General features: G+C 70.3%; 17 protein-coding genes. 7 read left to right on the forward strand and 10 right to left on the reverse strand.

Going from position 1 to position 19440, the window contains the following annotated elements; translation table 11 throughout:
• Window positions 1–69 precede the first annotated feature (69 nt).
• The gene (locus ACN9MP_RS09545; protein WP_426319662.1) at window positions 70–978 is read left to right on the forward strand and encodes an alpha/beta fold hydrolase; all 909 of its coding nucleotides are present in this window, start codon (window positions 70–72) and stop codon (window positions 976–978) included.
• A 17-nt stretch (window positions 979–995) separates the two neighbouring features.
• On the opposite strand, the gene ACN9MP_RS09550 is transcribed toward ACN9MP_RS09545, so the two are convergent.
• Together ACN9MP_RS09550 and ACN9MP_RS09555 are read right to left on the reverse strand one after the other, a co-directional pair.
• On the reverse strand, window positions 996–1535 hold the full coding sequence (locus ACN9MP_RS09550; RefSeq protein WP_426319664.1) for a gamma carbonic anhydrase family protein: 540 nt from the start codon (window positions 1533–1535) through the stop codon (window positions 996–998).
• Window positions 1532–3679 carry an acyltransferase family protein gene (locus ACN9MP_RS09555; RefSeq protein WP_426319666.1) on the reverse strand — a complete coding sequence of 716 codons (2148 nt, stop codon included), beginning with the start codon at window positions 3677–3679 and terminating at the stop codon, window positions 1532–1534. Before ACN9MP_RS09555 ends, ACN9MP_RS09550 begins: the two co-directional genes overlap by 4 nt.
• A gap of 202 nt (window positions 3680–3881) precedes the next feature.
• On the opposite strand from ACN9MP_RS09555, the gene ACN9MP_RS09560 reads away from it, so the two are divergent.
• Window positions 3882–4364: a Dps family protein gene (locus ACN9MP_RS09560; protein ID WP_426319668.1), complete on the forward strand. Its 483-nt coding sequence runs from the start codon at window positions 3882–3884 to the stop codon at window positions 4362–4364.
• Between the two features lie 66 nt (window positions 4365–4430).
• On the opposite strand, the gene ACN9MP_RS09565 is transcribed toward ACN9MP_RS09560, so the two are convergent.
• The 7 genes from ACN9MP_RS09565 to ACN9MP_RS09595 all read right to left on the reverse strand — a co-directional run bounded on the left by ACN9MP_RS09565 (window position 4431) and on the right by ACN9MP_RS09595 (window position 11624).
• Entirely contained in the window at window positions 4431–5099 is a 669-nt protein-coding gene (locus ACN9MP_RS09565; protein WP_426319669.1) for a DNA-binding response regulator, read from the reverse strand.
• Between the two features lie 20 nt (window positions 5100–5119).
• Complete coding sequence (locus ACN9MP_RS09570; RefSeq protein ID WP_426319670.1) at window positions 5120–6514, reverse strand: sensor histidine kinase; 1395 nt, start codon at window positions 6512–6514, stop codon at window positions 5120–5122.
• Between the two features lie 88 nt (window positions 6515–6602).
• On the reverse strand, window positions 6603–8108 hold the full coding sequence (locus ACN9MP_RS09575) for an amidohydrolase (RefSeq protein ID WP_426319672.1): 1506 nt from the start codon (window positions 8106–8108) through the stop codon (window positions 6603–6605).
• Complete coding sequence (locus ACN9MP_RS09580) at window positions 8105–8746, reverse strand: FMN-binding negative transcriptional regulator (RefSeq protein ID WP_426319673.1); 642 nt, start codon at window positions 8744–8746, stop codon at window positions 8105–8107. The genes ACN9MP_RS09575 and ACN9MP_RS09580 overlap by 4 nt, the downstream gene beginning before the upstream one ends.
• Before the next feature lie 40 nt (window positions 8747–8786).
• Window positions 8787–9785: an Fpg/Nei family DNA glycosylase gene (locus ACN9MP_RS09585; protein WP_426319675.1), complete on the reverse strand. Its 999-nt coding sequence runs from the start codon at window positions 9783–9785 to the stop codon at window positions 8787–8789.
• A gap of 6 nt (window positions 9786–9791) precedes the next feature.
• A complete protein-coding gene (locus ACN9MP_RS09590) occupies window positions 9792–10340 on the reverse strand; it encodes a ribose-5-phosphate isomerase (protein WP_426319677.1) in 549 nt (182 codons plus the stop codon).
• An 84-nt stretch (window positions 10341–10424) separates the two neighbouring features.
• Window positions 10425–11624 (reverse strand): ferrochelatase, encoded by a 1200-nt coding sequence (locus ACN9MP_RS09595; RefSeq protein ID WP_426319679.1) that lies wholly within the window; start codon window positions 11622–11624, stop codon window positions 10425–10427.
• A gap of 157 nt (window positions 11625–11781) precedes the next feature.
• On the opposite strand from ACN9MP_RS09595, the gene pepN reads away from it, so the two are divergent.
• From pepN to ACN9MP_RS09615, 4 genes are all read left to right on the forward strand, one after another.
• Entirely contained in the window at window positions 11782–14328 is a 2547-nt protein-coding gene (gene pepN / locus ACN9MP_RS09600; RefSeq protein WP_426319681.1) for an aminopeptidase N, read from the forward strand.
• Between the two features lie 81 nt (window positions 14329–14409).
• Window positions 14410–15522 (forward strand): mechanosensitive ion channel family protein, encoded by a 1113-nt coding sequence (locus ACN9MP_RS09605; RefSeq protein ID WP_426319683.1) that lies wholly within the window; start codon window positions 14410–14412, stop codon window positions 15520–15522.
• Window positions 15519–16007 carry a globin gene (locus tag ACN9MP_RS09610; protein ID WP_426319685.1) on the forward strand — a complete coding sequence of 163 codons (489 nt, stop codon included), beginning with the start codon at window positions 15519–15521 and terminating at the stop codon, window positions 16005–16007. The genes ACN9MP_RS09605 and ACN9MP_RS09610 overlap by 4 nt, the downstream gene beginning before the upstream one ends.
• A 47-nt stretch (window positions 16008–16054) precedes the next feature.
• Window positions 16055–17719, forward strand: a complete 1665-nt coding sequence (locus ACN9MP_RS09615; RefSeq protein WP_426319687.1) for an FAD-binding dehydrogenase — start codon at window positions 16055–16057, stop codon at window positions 17717–17719.
• A 61-nt stretch (window positions 17720–17780) separates the two neighbouring features.
• Here ACN9MP_RS09615 and ACN9MP_RS09620 read toward each other — a convergent pair whose 3' ends face one another.
• Window positions 17781–18458 carry a hypothetical protein gene (locus ACN9MP_RS09620; RefSeq protein ID WP_426319689.1) on the reverse strand — a complete coding sequence of 226 codons (678 nt, stop codon included), beginning with the start codon at window positions 18456–18458 and terminating at the stop codon, window positions 17781–17783.
• Between the two features lie 114 nt (window positions 18459–18572).
• Here ACN9MP_RS09620 and ACN9MP_RS09625 point away from each other — a divergent pair, with 114 nt between their 5' ends.
• Window positions 18573–19433, forward strand: coding sequence for an acyl-CoA thioesterase (locus ACN9MP_RS09625; protein ID WP_426325970.1), 861 nt, complete (start codon window positions 18573–18575; stop codon window positions 19431–19433).
• Window positions 19434–19440: the final 7 nt, after the last annotated feature.

The following is a 19440-nucleotide window of genomic DNA, read 5'->3' on the forward strand; positions in this document are numbered from 1 at the left end:
CCTGTTGCGCGTGCGGGTGAGGGCGGCAGACTGGGCTCGATTCGATCAATGCGAACTGCAGGAGCCGTGATGAGCCACCCGAACCCCTCGCCGGAACCGGGACCGTCCCGGAAGCTTCCCCGTCGTCCCGCCTCCACCCTCGCCGAGAAGTGGACCCGCATCGACGACGTCGACGTGTTCTACCGCGAGTCGCCGAACCCGCCGCGCGACCCGCGCGTCATGGCGCACGTGCACGGGTTCGGCCTCTCCGGCCGCTACCTGCTGCCCACCGCGGAGATGCTCGCGGACGAGTTCCACACCTACGTGCCCGACCTCCCCGGGTTCGGTCGCAGCGGCAAGCGCCGCGACATGCTCGACATCCCCGACCTGGCGCGCGCGGCGCTCGACTTCCTCGACGACCGGGGCGTCGACAAGGCGACGCTCGTCGGCAACTCGATGGGCTGCCCCGTCATCATCGAATTCGCGCACCGCTACCCCGAGCGCATCGACCGCGCGGTGCTCGTCTCACCCGCGGGCGGGCTCTTCAATCAGCCGTTGCGCCGCGCGATCCGGCAGCTGACGGTCGATGCTCCCAGGGAGCCGGTGAGGATGGCTCGCGTCGCCGTGCCCGACTACGTGCGCTTCGGTGTGCCGAGCACGATGAAGATGTTCCGGTCGCTCACGCAGTACCCGTCGCTCCAGCGATTGCTCGAGATGCGCATACCGACCCTCGTCGTGCTGGGCGAGCGCGATCCCCTGCTGCCCCACGCCCACCGCGTCGACGAGATCGCCAGCCAGACCGACAGCCACGTGCTGGTCGTGCTGCTGGAGGGCGCCGCGCACGCGATCAACTTCAGTCATCCCGGTCAGCTGGCCCACGTCATCCGGCACTTCATGGACGACCTGCCCATCGAGAACGACCCCGACTGGCCGGGCCATGTGCGGCTGTACGAGGTGCACCGGGGCAAGCACCACCCCGAACCACGCCCGCGTGAGTGAGACGAACCGGGGACGTCTCAGGCGATCGGGCTCGCGTCGACGTGCTCCTGGATGTGCTCCAGGTAGTGCTCCGCGTTGCGCAGCAGCCCCGCCCGCTCCTCGTCGCTGAGCTCGCGGCGCACCTTGGCGGGCACGCCGGCGACCAGCGAGCCGTCGGGGATCTCGGAGCCCTCGAGCACGACCGCACCGCCGGCGATGAGGCATCCACTGCCGATCTTCGCGCCGTTCAGAACCACCGCGCCCATGCCGATGAGCGATCCGTCGCCGATCGTGCAGCCGTGCACGACGGCGTTGTGGCCGACCGAGACGTTCTCGCCGATCACGACCGGCTTGCCGGCGTCCACGTGCACCGACACGTTGTCTTGCAGGTTGCTGTTCGCCCCTACGGTGATGGTGTCGCCGTCGGCACGGAGCACGGCGTTGTACCAGACGCTCGCGCCCGGACCGAGCGTTACTCCCCCGACCACACGGGCGCCGGCCGCGACGAACGAGGTGGGATCGAGTGCGGGCGTCTTTCCCGCTGCGCTGAGGACCGAGGCTCCGGGGGCGATTGTCATGATCCGACCCTATTGGCCAGCGCCGCCTCGATCGCCTCGGTGTACCAGGGGGCCAGCGTGTCGGCGAACGTGACCGTGAGGTGGTCCTGATCGCGGTAGATGTTCGCGCCCCCGACGACGGGTGCGCACGTCTCGGCGGCGCAGAAGACATCCGTGAAGTCCAGCAGGGTGACCGAGTCGAGTCCGGATGCCGCGTCCCGCAGCGGATCGGCCTCCACCAGCACGTCGGCGCGCGCGCCCTCGCACTCGGAGACGTCGCGGGTGCGCAGGCACTTGTTCGGGTCGGTCTCCCAGACCGGGTTGTCGACGACGGTGACGACGGGGATGCCCCGATCCGTCACCGTGCTCCAGGCATCTCGGTAGCCCGCGACGGCGGCGTCGTGCGGGGAGTCGTAACCCGCGGACGAGTACGGCGTCGTGGCGATGGCTGCGGTGAAGACGGCGTCGAGGTCGGCGTCGTCCAGCGCGGACTGCACACCGGCGCGCCAGTCGGTGCACGCGGCGCCGAACGCTCCCGGCGTCGAGAGAGGGGTCGAGTTCCAGGGGCAGGCGCCCTTGAACCAGGTGACGAGCTGCCAGCCGTTGTCGTCCGCCATTCGCTGGAACGTCGGCAGCAGCTGGTACGCGTGGCTGTCGCCGATCAAGGCGATGCGCGGCGCGTCGGGATCGTCGGAGCCGAAGGTGCACGACACGGGCCGCGAGTCCGTCAGCTGGACGAAGCACTGCTGATCATCCGGCCGGTCGATGCCCGCGAAGCCCGGCGCCGGCAGGATCGTCGCCGGCGCGGCGACGTCGGCGCAGCTCGGGTCGAGAACCGATGCCGCACCGAAGCACTCGGGCGGATCCGCCTGCAGCTCGGCGATCTCGCGGGTGCCCTGGTGGTACAGCGGCGCATTGACGAGCCAGGCGCCCGCCGCCACCAGGGCGACGACGACCATGGCGCCCAGCGAGGCCCAGAGCGTGACGCGCGCGGGGCGCCTCGTGAGCACCTTCCAGCCGCGCGCCGGGTCTTCGACGAAGCGCTTGGTGAGCCATGCCAGCACGAAGCACAGCACGAGGAGCGCCACGCGGTGGTAGATCGTGAGCCCCCAGAACGGCACGGAGGGGGCGATGACGATGAGCGGCCAGTGCCAGAGATACAGCGAGTACGAGATGTCGCCGACGAACTGCGCCGGGCGGATCGCGAGGATGCGCGTCGGATACCACCACCGGTCGGCGTTCGAGGCGGCGATCACCGCAGCGGCGCCGAGCGTCGGCAGCGCGGCCATGTAGCCGGGGAACGGCGTCTGGCCGTCGAAGGTGAACGTCGCGTAGACCAGCAGCAGGATGCCCGCCCAGCCCAGCACGAAGCTGCCGATCGCGTTGCGCACGCGCAGCATCGGCACGAGCGCGATCATCGCGCCGACGCCGAACTGCCACATCCGTCCGAAGGTGACGAAGTACGCCGGCGCGGGGTCGGTGATCGTGAAGACCACGCAGAACACGAAGGAGACCACCGTCACGATGCCGAGCGCGGCGATGATCGCCCGACGCCGTTCGCCGCGGAACCATTTCACGCCGATCCAGGCGGCCAGCAGCATGACCAGCGGCCACATCACGTAGAACTGCTCTTCCAGCGAGAGCGACCAGTAGTGCTGGACGGTCGTCGGCGAGCCGGCGTGGTTGAGGTAGTCCGCGGAGTTGAGCGCGAGATACCAGTTCTCCACGTAGAACGTCGAGGCGAGGATCTCGCGCACCTCGTTCGGCAGCGCCGACGTGGGCATGAGATACGGCGACATCACGACCAGGGCGCAGAACAGGAGGACCAGGAGGGATGCCGGGAGCAGACGTCGCGCGCGGCGTGCCCAGAACTGGCCGAGCCGGACGGTTCCCGTCGCCGTGAGCTCGCGCATCAGGTGCGACGTGATGAGGTAGCCCGAGATGACGAAGAAGATGTCGACGCCGATGTATCCGCCGGTGACGCGGCCGGGCCAGAAGTGGTACAGCACGACGCACAGCACGGCGATGGCGCGGAGACCCTGCACGTGCGGGATGAACCGGGACGGCTCGGCGTGTTCGGGCGAGCGGTCACGCGGCTCGCGGGTCACGGTCTTGGCGGGCGCGCCCAGATGCTGGGGTCCGAGGTCGTGATCTGCGGAAGGCACGAATCGACGTTAGCCGCTGTCGTGCCCGGCGCCGCACCGGCCCCGCCGATTCCCCGGTTTAGCCCAGCCTTCGCTTGCTTGCGGAATGACTCCCCGTGAGTAGCGTTGCACGCACTGGAGGACGACGCCGAGCTGTGCGAGCCTCCGCCCCGATGGAGGCCAGAACAGCGATCGAGGCCAGAACGGCAATGGAGGCACTCACATGACGAACACCCAGACCACGCCGGCAACCGCAGCGAATCCCGATGTCGCCGCCGCGACCGCGCAGTTCCTCACCCCCGTCGTCCTCGGCCTCCAGGCCCTGGCTATGAACGGGAAGCAGGCGCACTGGAATGTGCGCGGGGCGAACTTCATCGCGATCCACGAGCTGCTGGACACGGTCGTCGCTCACGCGCAGGACGGCGCCGACCAGGCGGCCGAGCGCATCGTGGCACTCGGCCTGCCGATCGATGCCCGCGTGGGCACCGTGGCCCAGAAGACCGCAACTGCCGTGCCCGCAGGCTTCACCCAGTGGGATGCGCTCATCCGCAACGTGATCTCCGACATGGACTCGGTCATCGCCGACGTGCAGGCCGCGATCGACGGACTCGACGAGTTCGACCTCACCAGCCAGGACATCGCGATCGGCATCAAGGAGTCGCTCGAGAAGGACCGCTGGTTCCTCTTCGCGCATCTCGCCGAGTAAGGCGTGACGACAGGAGAACGGCCTTCGGTTTTCCGGGGGCCGTTCCCGTGTCACGGATGCCGCATCTCAGGGATGCTGCAGGAAAGCGAGCACGGCGAGAACCCGGCGATGCTCGGTGCCGGACTCCTCCAGGCCCAGCTTCGCGAAGATCGCGCTGATGTTCTTCTCCACGGCGCCGACGCCGATGAACAGGCGCTCCGCGATGCTCGCGTTGGATCGCCCCTCCGCCATCAGCGTCAGCACGTCGCGCTCCCGCGGCGTGAGCGTCGCCAGCGGGTCGGGCCTCGCCGACAGCAGCCCCTGCACGACGAGCGGATCGAGCACCGTGCCGCGCTCGCGCACGCGGCGCACGGCATCCGTGAACTCGTCCAGTGAGGTCACGCGGTCCTTCAGGAGATACCCCACCCCGCCCTCGCCTCCGGCCAGGAGCTCCCTGGCATAGACGCCCTCGACGTACTGGCTGAGGACGAGGAGGCCCACGCCCGGGAGCGCTGCACGCAGAGCCAGTGCGGCTCGGATGCCCTCGTCGCGGAGGCCGGGCGGCAACCGGACGTCGAGGATCGCGACGTCCGCTCGCGCAGCCCGCACCCGCGCGACGACGTCGTCGACGTCGCCCCACGCGCCCGCCGTCGTGTAGCCGGCCTCGTCGAACAGGCGGACGAGTCCCTCGCGGAGGAGCACCGAGTCCTCGAAGACGACGACGCGGAGCGGGGCGGAGTCCTGCGAGGCGGCCATCACCTCAGGATAGGGATAGGTCACGGCACGGCCACCAGCGGGATGTGCGCGCCGACGGAGGTGGGTCCGCCGACGGGGCTCGTCACAGTGAACTCGCCGCGGAGCCCGGCGACCCGCTCGCGAAGCCCCTCGAGGCCGTGGCCGGAGGTGACGACGGCTCCCCCACGCCCGTTGTCCACCACCCACACGTCGAGGTGGGTCGCGGTGCCGGCGGCGTTCCGGCGAAGCGCCGTCCGCAGGGTCGCCCCGGTCGCTCCCGAGTGCTTGACGACGTTCGTCATGAGCTCGGCGACGACGAAGTAGACGGTGCGGGCCGCCTCCTGGCTGACGACGCGATCGATCGCGGGGTCGACCTCGGTCTGCACCCAGAGCGGGGAACCGGTCGCGAGCGCGTCGAGCGCGGCGGCCAGACCTCGATCCTGCAGGAGCGGCGGAGCGACCCCGCTCGAGAGCGCGCGCAGGTCGTCCAGCGCGGCCTTCGCGTGACCGCGGGCCTCCCGCGCGAGCTCGGCCGCGGCATCGGTGTCTCCTGCTTCGGCGCGACGCTCCAGTGCGGCCAAGTCCATCTGCAGACGCACGAGGCGCTGCTGCGGGCCGTCGTGGATGTCGCGCTCGAGCCGGCGGAGCGCGACGTCCTCGGCGTGGACGGCGGCGCCTCGGGCCGCCGCCTCGGCGCGCACCTCTGCGGCCAGGGTGTCGGAGCTCCACCGGCCCAGCATCCCCTTGGCGACGCCGTGGTGACCTCGTGCGAGACCGCCGAGCACCCATGGCATGGTGATGGTGAACACGATTCCGGCGATCAGGTAGAGGGTCACCTCGACCGCCCAGCCCGACCACCCGCCGAACAGCCACGGCACGGCGTCGGCCACGTACTGACCCCAGTCCCCGCCCTCGCCCCGCGGGATGAACGCGCCCCAGAACCAGTACGTGAGGCCGCCGAGACCGACGCTCAGCCACACCGTCGTCAGGGCGAACGAGATCGTGCTGATGATCGGGCTCACGATCATGCCGTGCGCGAGGTACACCCAGTAGTGCGCGTTGCGGAGGGGACGCGTCAGCGTCATCCAGAAGCCGGTGGCATCAGGCGTGTCGCGGTTCCACTCCGGCTCGGTCACCTCCGGGAGCCCGGTCAAGAGGAGCAGGAAGCGATCGGCCACGCCGAAGCCCCGCGCGATGAGGAGCGTCAGCACGACGAGCGGCAGCCCGATCACGACGATGAGGAGTCCGACGCCCGTCCAGAACAGGGACGCCAGCACGCTCACCGAGACCATGGCGAGCACGAAGACGGCCAGGAGGTAGAGCGCGCTCCCCGGCGTGCGCGCCCAGGCCCGCCCGTACGAGTGCCAGAACCCGAGGTCGGCAGGACGAGCGGCGATCGGCCGTGGAGCGGCCGAATCAGTGGTCATGGTGGTCATGATGCCAGCCTTCCGGCGATCGGGAGGCTACGGCATCCGACCCTCTCCCCGACCCGTACGGGGGAAGACCCCCGAACCGGCCGCGGGCCTACGCCCGGTGTGTCAGGCGACCGCCCAGCAGCGTAGCCGCGACACGCATGCCTCGGAGCGCGGCCTCGTCCGCCGTCAGCGGGTCGTGCTCGCAGATCGCGAGGTCGGCGGCATCGCCCGGATCGAGTCGGGCGGGCACGGCGGAGCCACCCGCCGTCGACGCGGCGAGGGCGGTCGCCGCGTCGACGCGCTGCTGCGGCTGCCAGGGGTCGCGCCCGTCGCGGGTGCGGAAGACGGCCGCCGCCATCGCCGCCCACGGATCCAGCGGCGAAACGGGCGCGTCCGACCCGAACAGCAGATTCGCTCCGCTGTCGGCGAGCGCGCGAAGCGGGTACGGCTGAGCCGTCTGCCCGGCCCAGACGATGTCGGTCAGGTCGCGATCGTCGATCGCGTGCTCGGGCTGCACGCTGGCCCCGACTCCGAGGCGTGCGAATCGCGGGATGTCGGCATGCGCGACGAGCTGGGCATGCTCGATGGTGCCCCACGCGCCGGTCGCGGCGAAGGCGTCGAGCGCGTGCGAGTTGGCCACGTCGCCGATCGCGTGGATCGCCGACGCGATGCCCGCTGCCGTGGCCCGCGACATCAGGTCCACCAGGGTCGCCAGGTCGACGGTGATGAGGCCGTGGTTGTGGGGGTCGCCCGGGTAGGCGTGCGAGCACGCGGCGGTCCGGGTGCCGAGCGAGCCGTCGGTGATGACCTTGAGCGCCCCCACCCGGACGAGGTCGCCGACTGCGCCACGCGCGACGTCGCCGGTCTGCAGCCCTTGGGCGATCGCGCGATCCAGCCAGTCGGGATAGATGCCGAACGACACACGCAGCGCGTCGAAGCCGGCGGCGGTGCGCCGCACCCAGGCGTCCTCGTTCCACGCCATGTCGAGATCGATGAGCCCGACGACGCCGCGGGCCGCGGCATCCTGCGCCATCTGCGCGACGAGCGGATCCGACGCCGTCGCGTCCACGGCGTTGAGGCGCCGGGAGATCTCGAACGCCGGCTCCTCGCGGAGCATGCCGGTGCCGTCGGGCTCGAAGCCCTCACGGCGGAGCGCGGCCGAATTCAGCCAGACGCTGTGGACGTCGGCGTTGATGAGGTACGTCGGCACGTCTCCGGTCGCGCTGTCGAGCGTCGCGAGGTCGGGGGTATCGGCCCAGAACGCATCCCGGAATCCCCCGCCGACCCGCCGTCCGTCGGAAAGCGGCCGGGCTGCACCCATCAGCGCGGCGGCGTGCGCTGCCGACGTCGCCTCACCGAGCGCGACGCGCTGCGTCGACAGCGCCCATTGGACGGTGTGGACGTGGTGGTCCCACAGACCGGGGATGACCCATCCACCGTCGGCGTCGAGCACGAGCCCCCGCCGCGGCAGGGCGCCCGCCGGTGCGATGTCGACGACGAGGCCCTCTGCCAGGTGCACGTCGACGGCGTCGGTGCCGAACGGGTCGCTCCGGTCGGATCCGGTGAGCCGGGCGTTCGCGATGACGTCGGGGGCGTCGCCGCGCGCCGCCGTCACCGGGCCGCCTTCCGGGTCTCGAAGTCGCGGCGCATCTCCCCCGCCAGGCGGGGGTCGGCGTAGGGGCTCCCACCCGCCCCCAGCTCCGCGATCACCGTCTCGACGATGTCGTCCGGCTTGTTCTGGCTGAGCTTGCGCTTGCCGACCACACGCGTGGGAGTCAGCCGGAACCCCGCTGTGCCGCGCTCCAGACGCCGCACGAAGTCGGGATCGTTCGGAGGCTCCCACATCAGGCGCGGCTGCGGCATGCCGCTCTCGAAGCGCGCCACCAGCCGCTCGAGCACCTCGAGGTTCTCGTCAGGAGAAAGGAGCTCCGGGATGCCGCTCAGATGGGCCGAGACGAAGTTCCAGGTGGGCACGCTCTGCGTGTCCCCGTACCAGCCGGGCGAGATGTAGCCGTGAGGGCCCTGCACGATCGCGAGCAGCTCGCGGTCGCCCAGGCCGTGGATCAGGTCGTCGGGCTTGCCGACGTGCCCGACGATCGTGAGGTCGTCGCGGGACGGGTCCAGGAGCACGGCGTAGTGCGAGGCGACGAGGCCGGCGTCGGTCGAACTCACGAGCGTGACCCACGGATTCTGCTCGATCAGTCGGCGGATCTCGCCGATGTCCGACATCGCGAAGCTCGGGTTCTGGCGCATGCGCCCAGCCTATTCGCGCGGCCACCGCCCGGCGGCGCGGTCAGGCCTGGCAGTGAGGGCACCAGTAGAGCTTGCGCCCGGCCGCCTCCTCGACGACGATCTCGGTGCCGCAGACGCGGCACGGGAGCCCCGCGCGGTGGTACACCCAGTGCCGGTCGTCGCGGCTCGCCATGGCCTTGCGGTACGCGTCGGGATCGAGGTCGTCCATCGTCATCATCTGGCCCGTCTCCACGCCGATGGCGAGCAGCCTGACCCAGTCGCGCCAGATGTCGCGGACCACTTCCTCGGGAACGTCGCGGCCCGGTGTGTGCGGGTTCTGCCGCGCGCGGAACAGCAGCTCGGCGCGGTAGACGTTTCCGATGCCGCTGACGACGTTCTGATCCATGAGCAGCAGGCCGATCGACGTCGGCTTGCGCCGCACGACCGCGACGAACCGCTCCTCGCCCTCGGCGACGTCGTCCACCAGCGGATCGGGGCCGAGCTTGGCGATGGTGGCCGCCACCTCTTCCGGGCTCTGCAGCTCGCAGGCCGTCGGACCGCGCAGGTCGGCGCTCGTCACATCCGTGAGGAGCCGCAGGCGCACCTGGCCCACCACGGGTGGCGGGAACTCCTCGCCGTCGTCGGCGAGGCCGGTCGTCTGCTCCGACATGCGCACGTGCACCCGAGTGCGTCGAGGTGCCCCGATCGATGTCAGCGAGTTCTCGCCCGCGGCGTCGAGGATCGGCTCGTCCAGAGATGTGCCGCGCTGGTTCGTCTGCCCCATGCGGCCGTTGGCCGAGGCGATCGTCGGGTCGACGACGATCTCGCCCGCGAAGTCCCATGCGCCGTACATGCCCAGATGCACGCGCAGCCAGAGGTCGTCGTCGAACTCGAGGAACATCTGCTTTCCCACCGCGCGCACCTGCGTGGCCGTTCGCCCGCTGATGACGGCCGCGCCCTCGGCGAACCGGCCCTGGGGGCTCGACGCCGCCACGGTGCGACCGACGAAGTTGCGGTCGAACTGACGAGCGATGCGGTGGACGGAGTGGCCCTCTGGCATCGAGTGTCAGCCGGCTTCGGGGTCGAACGAGCTGTCGTCGGCGTCGAGCACGTCGGGTTGCCCGGGAGCGGTCGCGCGCGGGTCGGGCAGGAGCGTGCCGTCCTCTTCGTAGGCGGCCAGCTGCGCGATCCGGCGGGCGTGACGCTCCTCACCCGAGAACGGCGTCGCGATGAAGCGGTCGATGAACGTGGTCGCCTCTTCGAACGTGTGCTGACGCGCGCCGATGGCGATCACATTGGCATCGTTGTGCTCGCGGGCGAGTTCGGCTGTGGCGATGCTCCACGCGAGCGCCGCGCGAACGCCGACGACCTTGTTCGCCGCGATCTGCTCGCCGTTGCCCGACCCGCCGAAGACGACACCGAGGGTCTCGATGCCGGCCTCCTGATCCCGCACGACCGCCTCAGCGGCCCGGATGCAGAACGCCGGGTAGTCGTCGAGCGGGTCGTACTCGAGTGGCCCGTGATCGACGACCTCGTGACCTGCGGCGGCGAGATGGTGCTGGAGCTGCGTGGAGAACTCGAGGCCGGCGTGGTCGGTCGCGATGTGAATGCGCATGGGCTCAATCCTAGAGAGGGGCGGACGGCTGAGGACGAAGGATGCCGCGCCCTCAGCGGCGCGGCAGGAGAAGCGCCGCGGGACTCAGGGCGCGACGCCGGCGGCGGCGGGTTTGAAGCCGGCGCGCACGTTCTCGCAGCATGCGGGACGGCACACGTCGAACCACGGACCGAGGCCGGTCAGGTGCGGGCGCTCACCGGCGGGCGTCCCACGGAGGCGCTCCTCGACGAGGTCGACCAGACCCGACACGAACGCCGGGTCGACACCGGGCGTCGGCGTGCGCACGGCGCGGATCCCCGCCTCGGCGGCAGCATCCATCGCCTCGGTGTCGAGGTCCCACAGAACCTCCATGTGGTCGCTCATGAAGCCCACCGGAACGATGGCGACCGCCCGCACGCCGGCAGCGGGGAGTCCGGCGATGGCGTCGTTCACGTCGGGCTCGAGCCACGGCTGGCTCGCCGGGCCGGACCGCGACTGGTAGACGAGGTCCCACGCGACGCGATCCGCGCCCGGCACCTCGGCGGCGACCGCGGTCATGACGGCCTCGGCGACGGCGAGATGCTGGGCCGCGTACGCGCCCCCCTCCCCGAGGTCGCGGTGCAGCTCGTCGCCCGCGCGCGGGCCGGAGCGCTCAGCATCCGCCGTGGGAATGCTGTGGGTGGAGAACAGCACTCTCACCGCTTCCGGCGCGATGCCGTCGGCGAGGAACGCCGCCACGGCGTCGCGCACGCCGTCGACGAACGGCTGCACGAACCCGGGGTGATCGAAGAACTGGCGCACCTTGTCGATCGTGACCGTGTCGCCCAGGCCCGTCTCGATCAGCACGCGAGCGAAGTCCTCGCGGTACTGACGGCAGCTCGAGAACGACGAGTAGGCGCTCGTCGCCAGACCCAGGAGCTTCGTGTCGCCCGCGGAGGCGGCATCCTTCACCGCCTCGTCGAGGTACGGCGCCCAGTTGCGGTTGCCCCAGTAGACGGGCAGGTCGATCCCCCGGCGCGCCAGTTCTCCTTCGAGCGCCGCCTTGAGCGCACGGTTCTGAGCGTTGATCGGGCTCACGCCGCCGAAGTGACGGTAGTGGTGGGCCACTTCTTCGAGTCGCTCGTCGGGGATGCCACGACCCCGGGTGACGTTGCGGAGGAACGGGATGACGTCGTCCTGACCCTCCGGGCCGCCGAAGCCTGCGAGGAGGATGGCGTCGTAGGAGACGGACTCCTCGACATACGGTCCCCCTGCCGCTGCGGCGGGAGAGGCGAAAGGAACGACGCGCTGCTCGGGAGAACTCACGCGTCCATCCTCGCACCCGCCACCGTCGATCCTGTGCCCGCACCCCGTAGGCTGGGACGGTTGTCGCCGGTGCCAGCAGCGCTGGCGATGGCCGGGTCGGGCGCCCGCAACGGGCTCGACGACCGCCTCCGTCATCCTCACCCATGGGAGCCAAGCAGTGCCTGGAGAGAACCTCACCCGCATCGAGGCGCAGGAGCGCCGCGCGATCGTCGACACCCAGTCGTACGAGGTCGCACTGGATCTGACGAGGGGCGCGGAGGTCTTCGGCTCGCGCACCGTCGTCCGCTTCACCGCGACGCCGGGCGCCTCGACGTTCATCGACCTCATCGCCGGCGAGGTGCGCGAGATCACGCTGAACGGCCGGACGATCGATGCCGCGTCGGCGTTCTCCGACTCGCGCATCGCGCTGGACGACCTCGCCGCCGAGAACGAGCTGATCGTCGACGCGGACTGCGTATACACCAACACCGGCGAAGGCCTACACCGTTTCGTCGACCCCGTCGACGACGAGGTCTACCTCTACTCGCAGTTCGAGGTGCCGGACTCACGTCGCGTGTTCGCGGTGTTCGAGCAGCCCGACCTCAAGGCGACGTTCCAGTTCACGGTCACCGCGCCCGAGCCCTGGAAGGTCGTCTCGAACTCCCCCACTCCCGAACCCAAGAAGCACGGCGACGGCACCGCCACCTGGCGATTCGAGCCGACGCCCCGCATCTCGTCGTACATCACGGCTCTCATCGCCGGCCCTTACGAGGCGACGTTCTCGGAGCTGACCAGTGCGTCGGGCCGCGTCATCCCGCTCGGCGTCTACGGTCGCAAGAGCCTGTGGCAGTTCCTCGATGCCGACTACATCTTCGACAAGACGCGTCAGGGCTTCTCCTACTTCGAGGACAAGTTCGACTACGCCTACCCCTTCGCCAAATACGACCAGCTCTTCGTGCCCGAATTCAACGCGGGCGCCATGGAGAACGCGGGTGCGGTCACCTTCACGGAGACGTACGTGTTCCGCTCGAAGGTGACGGATGCCGTCAAGGAGCGTCGCGTCGTCACGATCCTCCACGAGCTCGCCCATATGTGGTTCGGCGACCTCGTGACCATGAAGTGGTGGAACGACCTCTGGCTGAACGAGTCGTTCGCGGAGTGGGCGTCGACGATCGCGACGGCCGAGGCCACGGAGTGGAGCGAGGCGTGGACGACGTTCAACGCCATGGAGAAGACCTGGGCCTACCGCCAGGACCAGCTCCCCTCGACGCACCCGGTGGTCGCGCAGATCAACGACCTCGAGGACGTGCAGGTCAACTTCGACGGCATCACGTACGCCAAGGGCGGATCGGTGCTCAAGCAGCTCGCCGCGTGGGTCGGCATCGAGGCGTTCTTCGCCGGCGTCGCCGCCTACTTCAAGAAGCACGAGTGGTCGAACACCGAGCTGTCGGACCTGCTCTCCGAGCTGGAGGTCACCAGCGGCCGTGAGCTCTCGACCTGGTCGAAGAAGTGGCTCGAGACGGCAGGCGTCAACACGCTGTCGCCGGAGATCGTGACGGATGCCGACGGCGTCATCACGCGGTTCGCCATCGTGCAGACGGCGCCCGCCGACTACCCGACGATCCGTCCGCACCGCCTGGGCGTGGGCTTCTACGACCTCGAGGGCGATGCGCTCGTACGCGTGCACCACATCGAGATCGACGTCGACGGCGACCTCACCGAGGTGCCCGAGCTCAAGGGCCGGAAGCGCCCGGCGCTCGTGTTGCTGAACGACGAGGATCTGGCGTACGCGAAGATCCGCCTCGACGAGAAGTCGCTCCAGACCGCGATCGAGCACCTCGCCAAGATCAGCGACCCGCTCGCCCGCTCGCTCGTGTGGGGCGCCGCGTGGGATCAGACCCGCGATGCCGAGGCATCCGCATCGGACTACGTCGACCTGGTGCTGCGCAACATCGGCTCCGAGACCGAGTCGACCACGGTCCGCACGACGCTCGGGCAGCTGCAGCTCGCGGCCAACTCGTACGTCGCGCCCGAGAAGCGCGACGTCACGCGGGCCCGAGTCGCCGACGCGCTGTGGCAGCTCGCCCAGGGTGCCGAGGCGGGCAGCGACAGCCAGCTGCAGTTCGTCACCGCCTTCGCATCCGCGGCGGCCACCCCGAGCCAGTGGGAGAAGGTCCGCCAGGTGCGCGACGGCGAGGTGAGCTTCGACGGCCTCGCGATCGACACCGACCTGTCGTGGCAGCTGCTCGTATCGCTCGCCGCGGGCGGTGTGGTGACCGCGGCAGACATCGACGCGGCTCTCGCCGCCGACAACACCGCAAAGGGCGGCGAGTTCGCCGCTCAGGCCAAGGCGGCGCTCCCGTCGGCCGAGGCGAAGGCCGCTGCCTGGTCGTCGCTCGTCGACAGCGACGACCTGCCGAACACGATCGTGCGCTCGGCGGCGCTCGGCTTCGTGCACCCGGCCGGCCGCGAGCTGCTCCGCGACTTCGTGCCGCGCTACTTCGAGTCGCTGCTCCCGATCTGGGACTCGCGCACGTATCAGATCGCGCAGTACCTCATCGTCGGCCTCTACCCGTCGCCCTTGGCCGACCTCGCGCTGCGCGACGCGACGCGTGCCTGGCTCGAAGCCCACGCGGACGCCGCTCCGGCGCTTCGCCGGCTCGTCGCCGAGAATCTCGCCGGCGTCGAGCGTGCGCTGTCGGTGCAGGATCGCGACGCGCAGTAACCGGACACGGATGCCTCGGCTCCGGTCGCGCCTGGCAACGGGCTCAGCCGGGGCCGAGGCATCCGTCTTAGGATCGATGCGATGACCAGCCTGCCCCTCGAGACCACCCCCGCCCCGGAGACCCCCGACATCACCGATGCCGAGTTCTGGGCTGCGGTCGGCCAGTTCTTCGTAGAGGCGGGGCTGCGCCTGCTCGCAGTGGCCGGAATCATCGTCGGCGCGATCATCCTGGCCTGGATCCTCACGTTCGTGATCCGTCGCGTGGTGACCCGCATCGTGAACGGCGCGAAGAACAAGGCGAACGTCGACGACACGCAGGCGCTCGAACGCTCGCCGCTCGCCTCCGTGCGGCTGGTGCAGCGAACCCGCACGCTGGGGTCGATCCTCCACAACGTGGTCAACGTGACGATCGTCATCATCGCTGTCCTGCTGATCATCAACGTCCTCGCCCCGTCGGCCTTCGCGTCGCTGACGCTGCTCACGGCTGCCATCGGCGCCGGTCTCGGCTTCGGCGCGCAGAACATCGTGAAGGACGTGCTCAACGGCATCTTCATCGTCGCCGAAGACCAGGTGGGCATCGGCGACGTCGTCGATCTCGGTTTGGCGACCGGCATCGTCGAGTACGTGAGCGTCCGCGTCACCCACGTGCGTGACGTCAACGGCACGCTCTGGTACGTCCGCAACGGCGAGATCACCCGCATCGGCAACCTCTCGCAGGGCTGGTCGCGCGTCATCATCGATCTGTCGGTCGCGACGGACTCGGACATCGACGAGGTCGAGAAGGCGATGCTCGACACGGCGAAGGGGCTCGCGAAGGACCCGAAGTGGCGCACCCGCATCCTCGAGCAGCCCGAGGTGTGGGGACTGGAGTCGATCTCGGGCGATGCGCTCGTCATCCGTCTCGTCATGAAGACCCGCGCGAACGCGAAGGACGACGTGGCGCGCGAGCTGCGCGTGAGGCTCAAGCACGCCATCGACGAGATGGGAATCACTCTGCCGGCGCTCACGGCCGTGATGCCGAGCGGGCTCGAGGGTGCGCAGCGCGTGCGCGGTGCCAACCCGCCGAAGACGAAGCCGACGCCAGTGACGTCTGCGCCGGGCGGCGCAGTGTGGAAGCCGAAGCGCACCGGCAAGAAGAACTCGTCGCCGGCGCCGGGCGACCAGCCCGGCACGACCCCCGGAGGAACGACATGACGGATGCCGGAGTCCCCACCCCGCTCAGCTTCTACGACGAGGTCGGCGGGCATGCGACCTTCGTGCGACTCGTCGACGCGTTCTATCGCGGGGTCGCCGACGACGAGGTGCTGAAGCCCATGTACCCCGAGGAGGACCTCGGGCCCGCCAAGGTGCGGCTCACGATGTTCCTCGAGCAGTACTGGGGCGGACCGACGACGTACAGCCAGGAGCGAGGGCATCCCCGCCTCCGGATGCGACACGCGCCGTTCCACGTGAACCCGGACGCCCGCGATCGCTGGCTCGCGCACATGCGCGCCGCGGTGGACGAGCTCGATCTTCCGCCCCTGCACGAGGCCACGCTGTGGGACTACCTGCAGCGTGCGGCTCAGGCGATGGTCAACACGTTCGAGCCGACGGGCATCGGACCGGCCGCCGGCGGCCGCGCGGCGGCATCCCTCCCCGTCACCGCCGTCTCGCCGGCCGACGCCGAGCCCGCCGGCTGACCACCCCGGCCTGAGATCCCGAAGCCATCGCCGACAAAGGAGTCGACATGCCCCTCGCCGCCCACCACACCGACGTCCTCGTCATCGGATGGGGACTCGCCGGCCTGGTCGCCACGGCGGAGGCCGTCGCCGCCGGCAAGCGCGTGACCCTCATCGATCAGGAGCCACGGTCGAATCTCGGGGGGCAGGCCTGGTGGTCGTTCGGCGGCCTGTTCTTCATCGACTCGCCCGAGCAGCGGCGGCTCGGCATCCACGACTCCCTCGACCTGGCCCGGCAGGACTGGTTCGGCAACGCCGGTTTCGACCGCGAGGAAGACCTGTGGCCCAGGCGCTGGGCCGAGGCATACCTGCAGTTCGCCCATGAGGAGAAGCGGTCCTGGCTGCGTGAGAAGGGCGTCGGCTTCTTCCCGATCGTGGGCTGGGCGGAGCGAGGCGGCTACACCGCGACGGGTCCCGGCAACTCGGTGCCCCGCTTCCACATCACGTGGGGCACCGGTCCCGGGATCGTCGCGCCGTTCCAGGCGGCGGTCGAGACGGCCGAGGCAGCCGGGCGTGTCACGATCCTGCCGCGGCACCGGGTGTCGTCGCTCACGATCACGGATGGGGTCGTCACCGGGGCTGAGGGCGACATCCTCGCCCCGTCCGGCGCTGCGCGGGGCGTCGCGAGCTCACGGGAGGTGGTCGACGGGTTCACCATCGCGGCCGGCGCGACGATCGTCGCGTCCGGCGGAATCGGCGGCAACCACGAGCTCGTGCGCCAGTGGTGGCCCGAACGGCTCGGAACCCCGCCGTCGACCATGGTCACCGGTGTGCCCGCGTACGTCGACGGGTCCATGCAGCCCATCAGCGCCGCCGCCGGGGCGCGGCTGATCAACGGCGATCGCATGTGGCACTACGTGGAGGGGATCCAGAACTGGGATCCGGTGTGGCCGGATCACGGCATCCGGATCCTCCCCGGTCCGTCGTCGGTGTGGCTGGACGCCACGGGAAGCCGCCTGCCGGTGCCGCTCTTCCCCGGCTTCGACACCCTGGGCACGCTCGCACACCTGCGCGCGACCGGCTACGACCACTCCTGGTTCGTGCTGTCGCAGAAGATCATCGAGAAGGAGTTCACGCTCTCGGGCAGCGAGCAGAACCCCGACCTCACCGGCAAGGACGTCAAGCTCCTCGCGAAGTCGCGGCTCGGCAAGGGCGCCGCGGGCCCCGTTCAGGCGTTCATGGACCGGGGCGCCGACTTCGTCGTGCGCGACGACCTCGACGACCTCATCGCGGGCATGAAGGCGCTGCCAGGAGGCGACGTGCTCGACGCGGCGCGCGTGCGGCTCGAGATCGAGGCGCGGGATCGCGAGATCGACAACGACTTCACCAAGGACGCGCAGATCGCGATGCTGCGCTCGGCGCGGGCGTTCCGCGGCGACCGCCTCATCCGCACCGCGAGCCCGCACCGGATCCTCGACCCGAAGTCGGGCCCGCTCATCGCCGTGAAGCTGCACGTGCTCACACGCAAGTCGCTCGGAGGCATCGAGACCGACCTCTCGGCGCGCGCGCTGGCCGCCGGAGGCGCGCCCGTTCCGGGACTCTATGCGGCGGGCGAGGCGAGCGGCTTCGGCGGTGGCGGCGTCCACGGATACCGCGCACTGGAAGGGACATTCGTCGGCGGATGCCTCTTCTCGGGCCGTGTCGCCGGGCGTGCGGCGGCCGCAGCCCTGTGACCGCCTGACCCGCACCCGTCGACTGCGCCCGTGAAGAGGCGACGTCCTGGCCGGTGACGCCTCAGCCCGTGGACGCGCCGGTGCGGCGGACGGGGGTGAGTCCCGTGGCCACGGGCCCGCGGACCAGGACGTGACCGCGCGCGAGGCTCAGACGCGTCCATGGGCCGTGGGAGAAGACCTGGGCGGTCTCGCTGCCGCTGATGAACCCGAGGCTCAGTGCGGCGAACGCCACGCCGAGCGGCAGTCCGCCGAGATCGTCATCGGGTGCGCCCCATACGGCGGCGCGCACCGTCCGGACCACGTCTTCGCCGGCATCCGTCGGCACGGTATCGGCGACGCGGGCGATGCCGCCCTGTGCCTTGGCAGCGAGAGCCGACGCCTCGACGCCGGTGCGCGGCTCCCAGCCGGAGCGCGGAGGGGCGATACCGGCCCAGGCGGGAGCGAGGGCCGTCTCGGGAAGGGTGAGCGCGCGGGGGTCGTCGGTCGCCGGGGACAGTGCGCTGGGTTCCACGACGAGGTCGCAGACCAGCTCCGGGTCGGCGGAGAGCGTGCGGAGCGCGAGCACGGTGGGGGTCGGGTCGCCGAAGCCGCGGGGAGCGAGCGGTGCGGCTGTCATCACCAGGACTCCGTCGGCCGCCTGCAGACGCACCCCTTCGACGGTGAAGCGCGCCGCCCGCTGCACGAACGTCAGGGCATCGGCGGCGGACTCGGCATCGGCGAGCAACAGGCGCGGGGACATCGCCTCTAAGCTACCAAGCGGACCTGCGGGCGGGCGCCGCCCCGGAGAGGAGCGCCCGTGGTGGATGCCGAGCCGAAAGCCGTGGGTGCACGGGAGGCCGATCCCGTCGCGTCCATGTTGTCGGTGATCGATCTGAGCGTGTCGGATGCCCGGACCACCGAGGACATCTTCACGGGAGCTTCGCAATGGATGCCGCTCGGCCGCGTCTTCGGCGGCCAGGTGCTGGCGCAGTCCATCGTCGCCGCTTCGCGAACGATCCCCGAAGAGCGGGTCGTGCATTCGATGCACGGCTACTTCCTGCGTCCCGGGGACTCGACGATGGGCATCACTTTCGCGGTCGACCGCATCCACGACGGGCGTTCGTTCTCGACCCGCCGCACGCAGGCGTTCCAGGAGGGCGTGCCGATCTTCTCCGTGATCGCTTCCTTCCAGGACGAGGATCCGGGGCTCGATCACCAGACGCCCATGCCGGAGGGTGTGCCGGCTCCCGACGACCTCCCCGACATCGAATCGCACCTGAAGGGGCTGCATCCGATGACGAAGCGGCTGTTCACGGACCGCCCGGTCGACCTTCGTCATGTGCCATCGCCGATCTATGTGACGGTCGACGGTGAGCGCGTTCCCCGGCAGGCCGTGTGGATGCGCATCCGGCGCCGGATCGATGACGCGCCCGCCGTTCACCGCGCCGTGCTCGCCTATCTCAGTGATCTGACGATCCAGGAATCGATCCTGCGGGCCCATGGGGTGTCGTGGGCCACCCCCGGCCTCAAGGTGGCGAGCCTCGATCACGCGATGTGGTGGCACCGGTTCGGGCGCGTGGACGAATGGATGCTGTACGTCCAGGCGTCGCCGAGCGCCCGGGGAGGTCGCGGACTGGCGACGGGACGCGTCTACGCCGCCGACGGAACGCTGCTGGCCAGCATCGCCCAGGAGATCATGGTCCGGGTTCCGGACGCCGGTCGCACCGCGGGCTGACTCGGAG

It is taken from the genome of Microbacterium sp. E-13 (assembly GCF_049912955.1).
GTDB lineage: Bacteria > Actinomycetota > Actinomycetes > Actinomycetales > Microbacteriaceae > Microbacterium.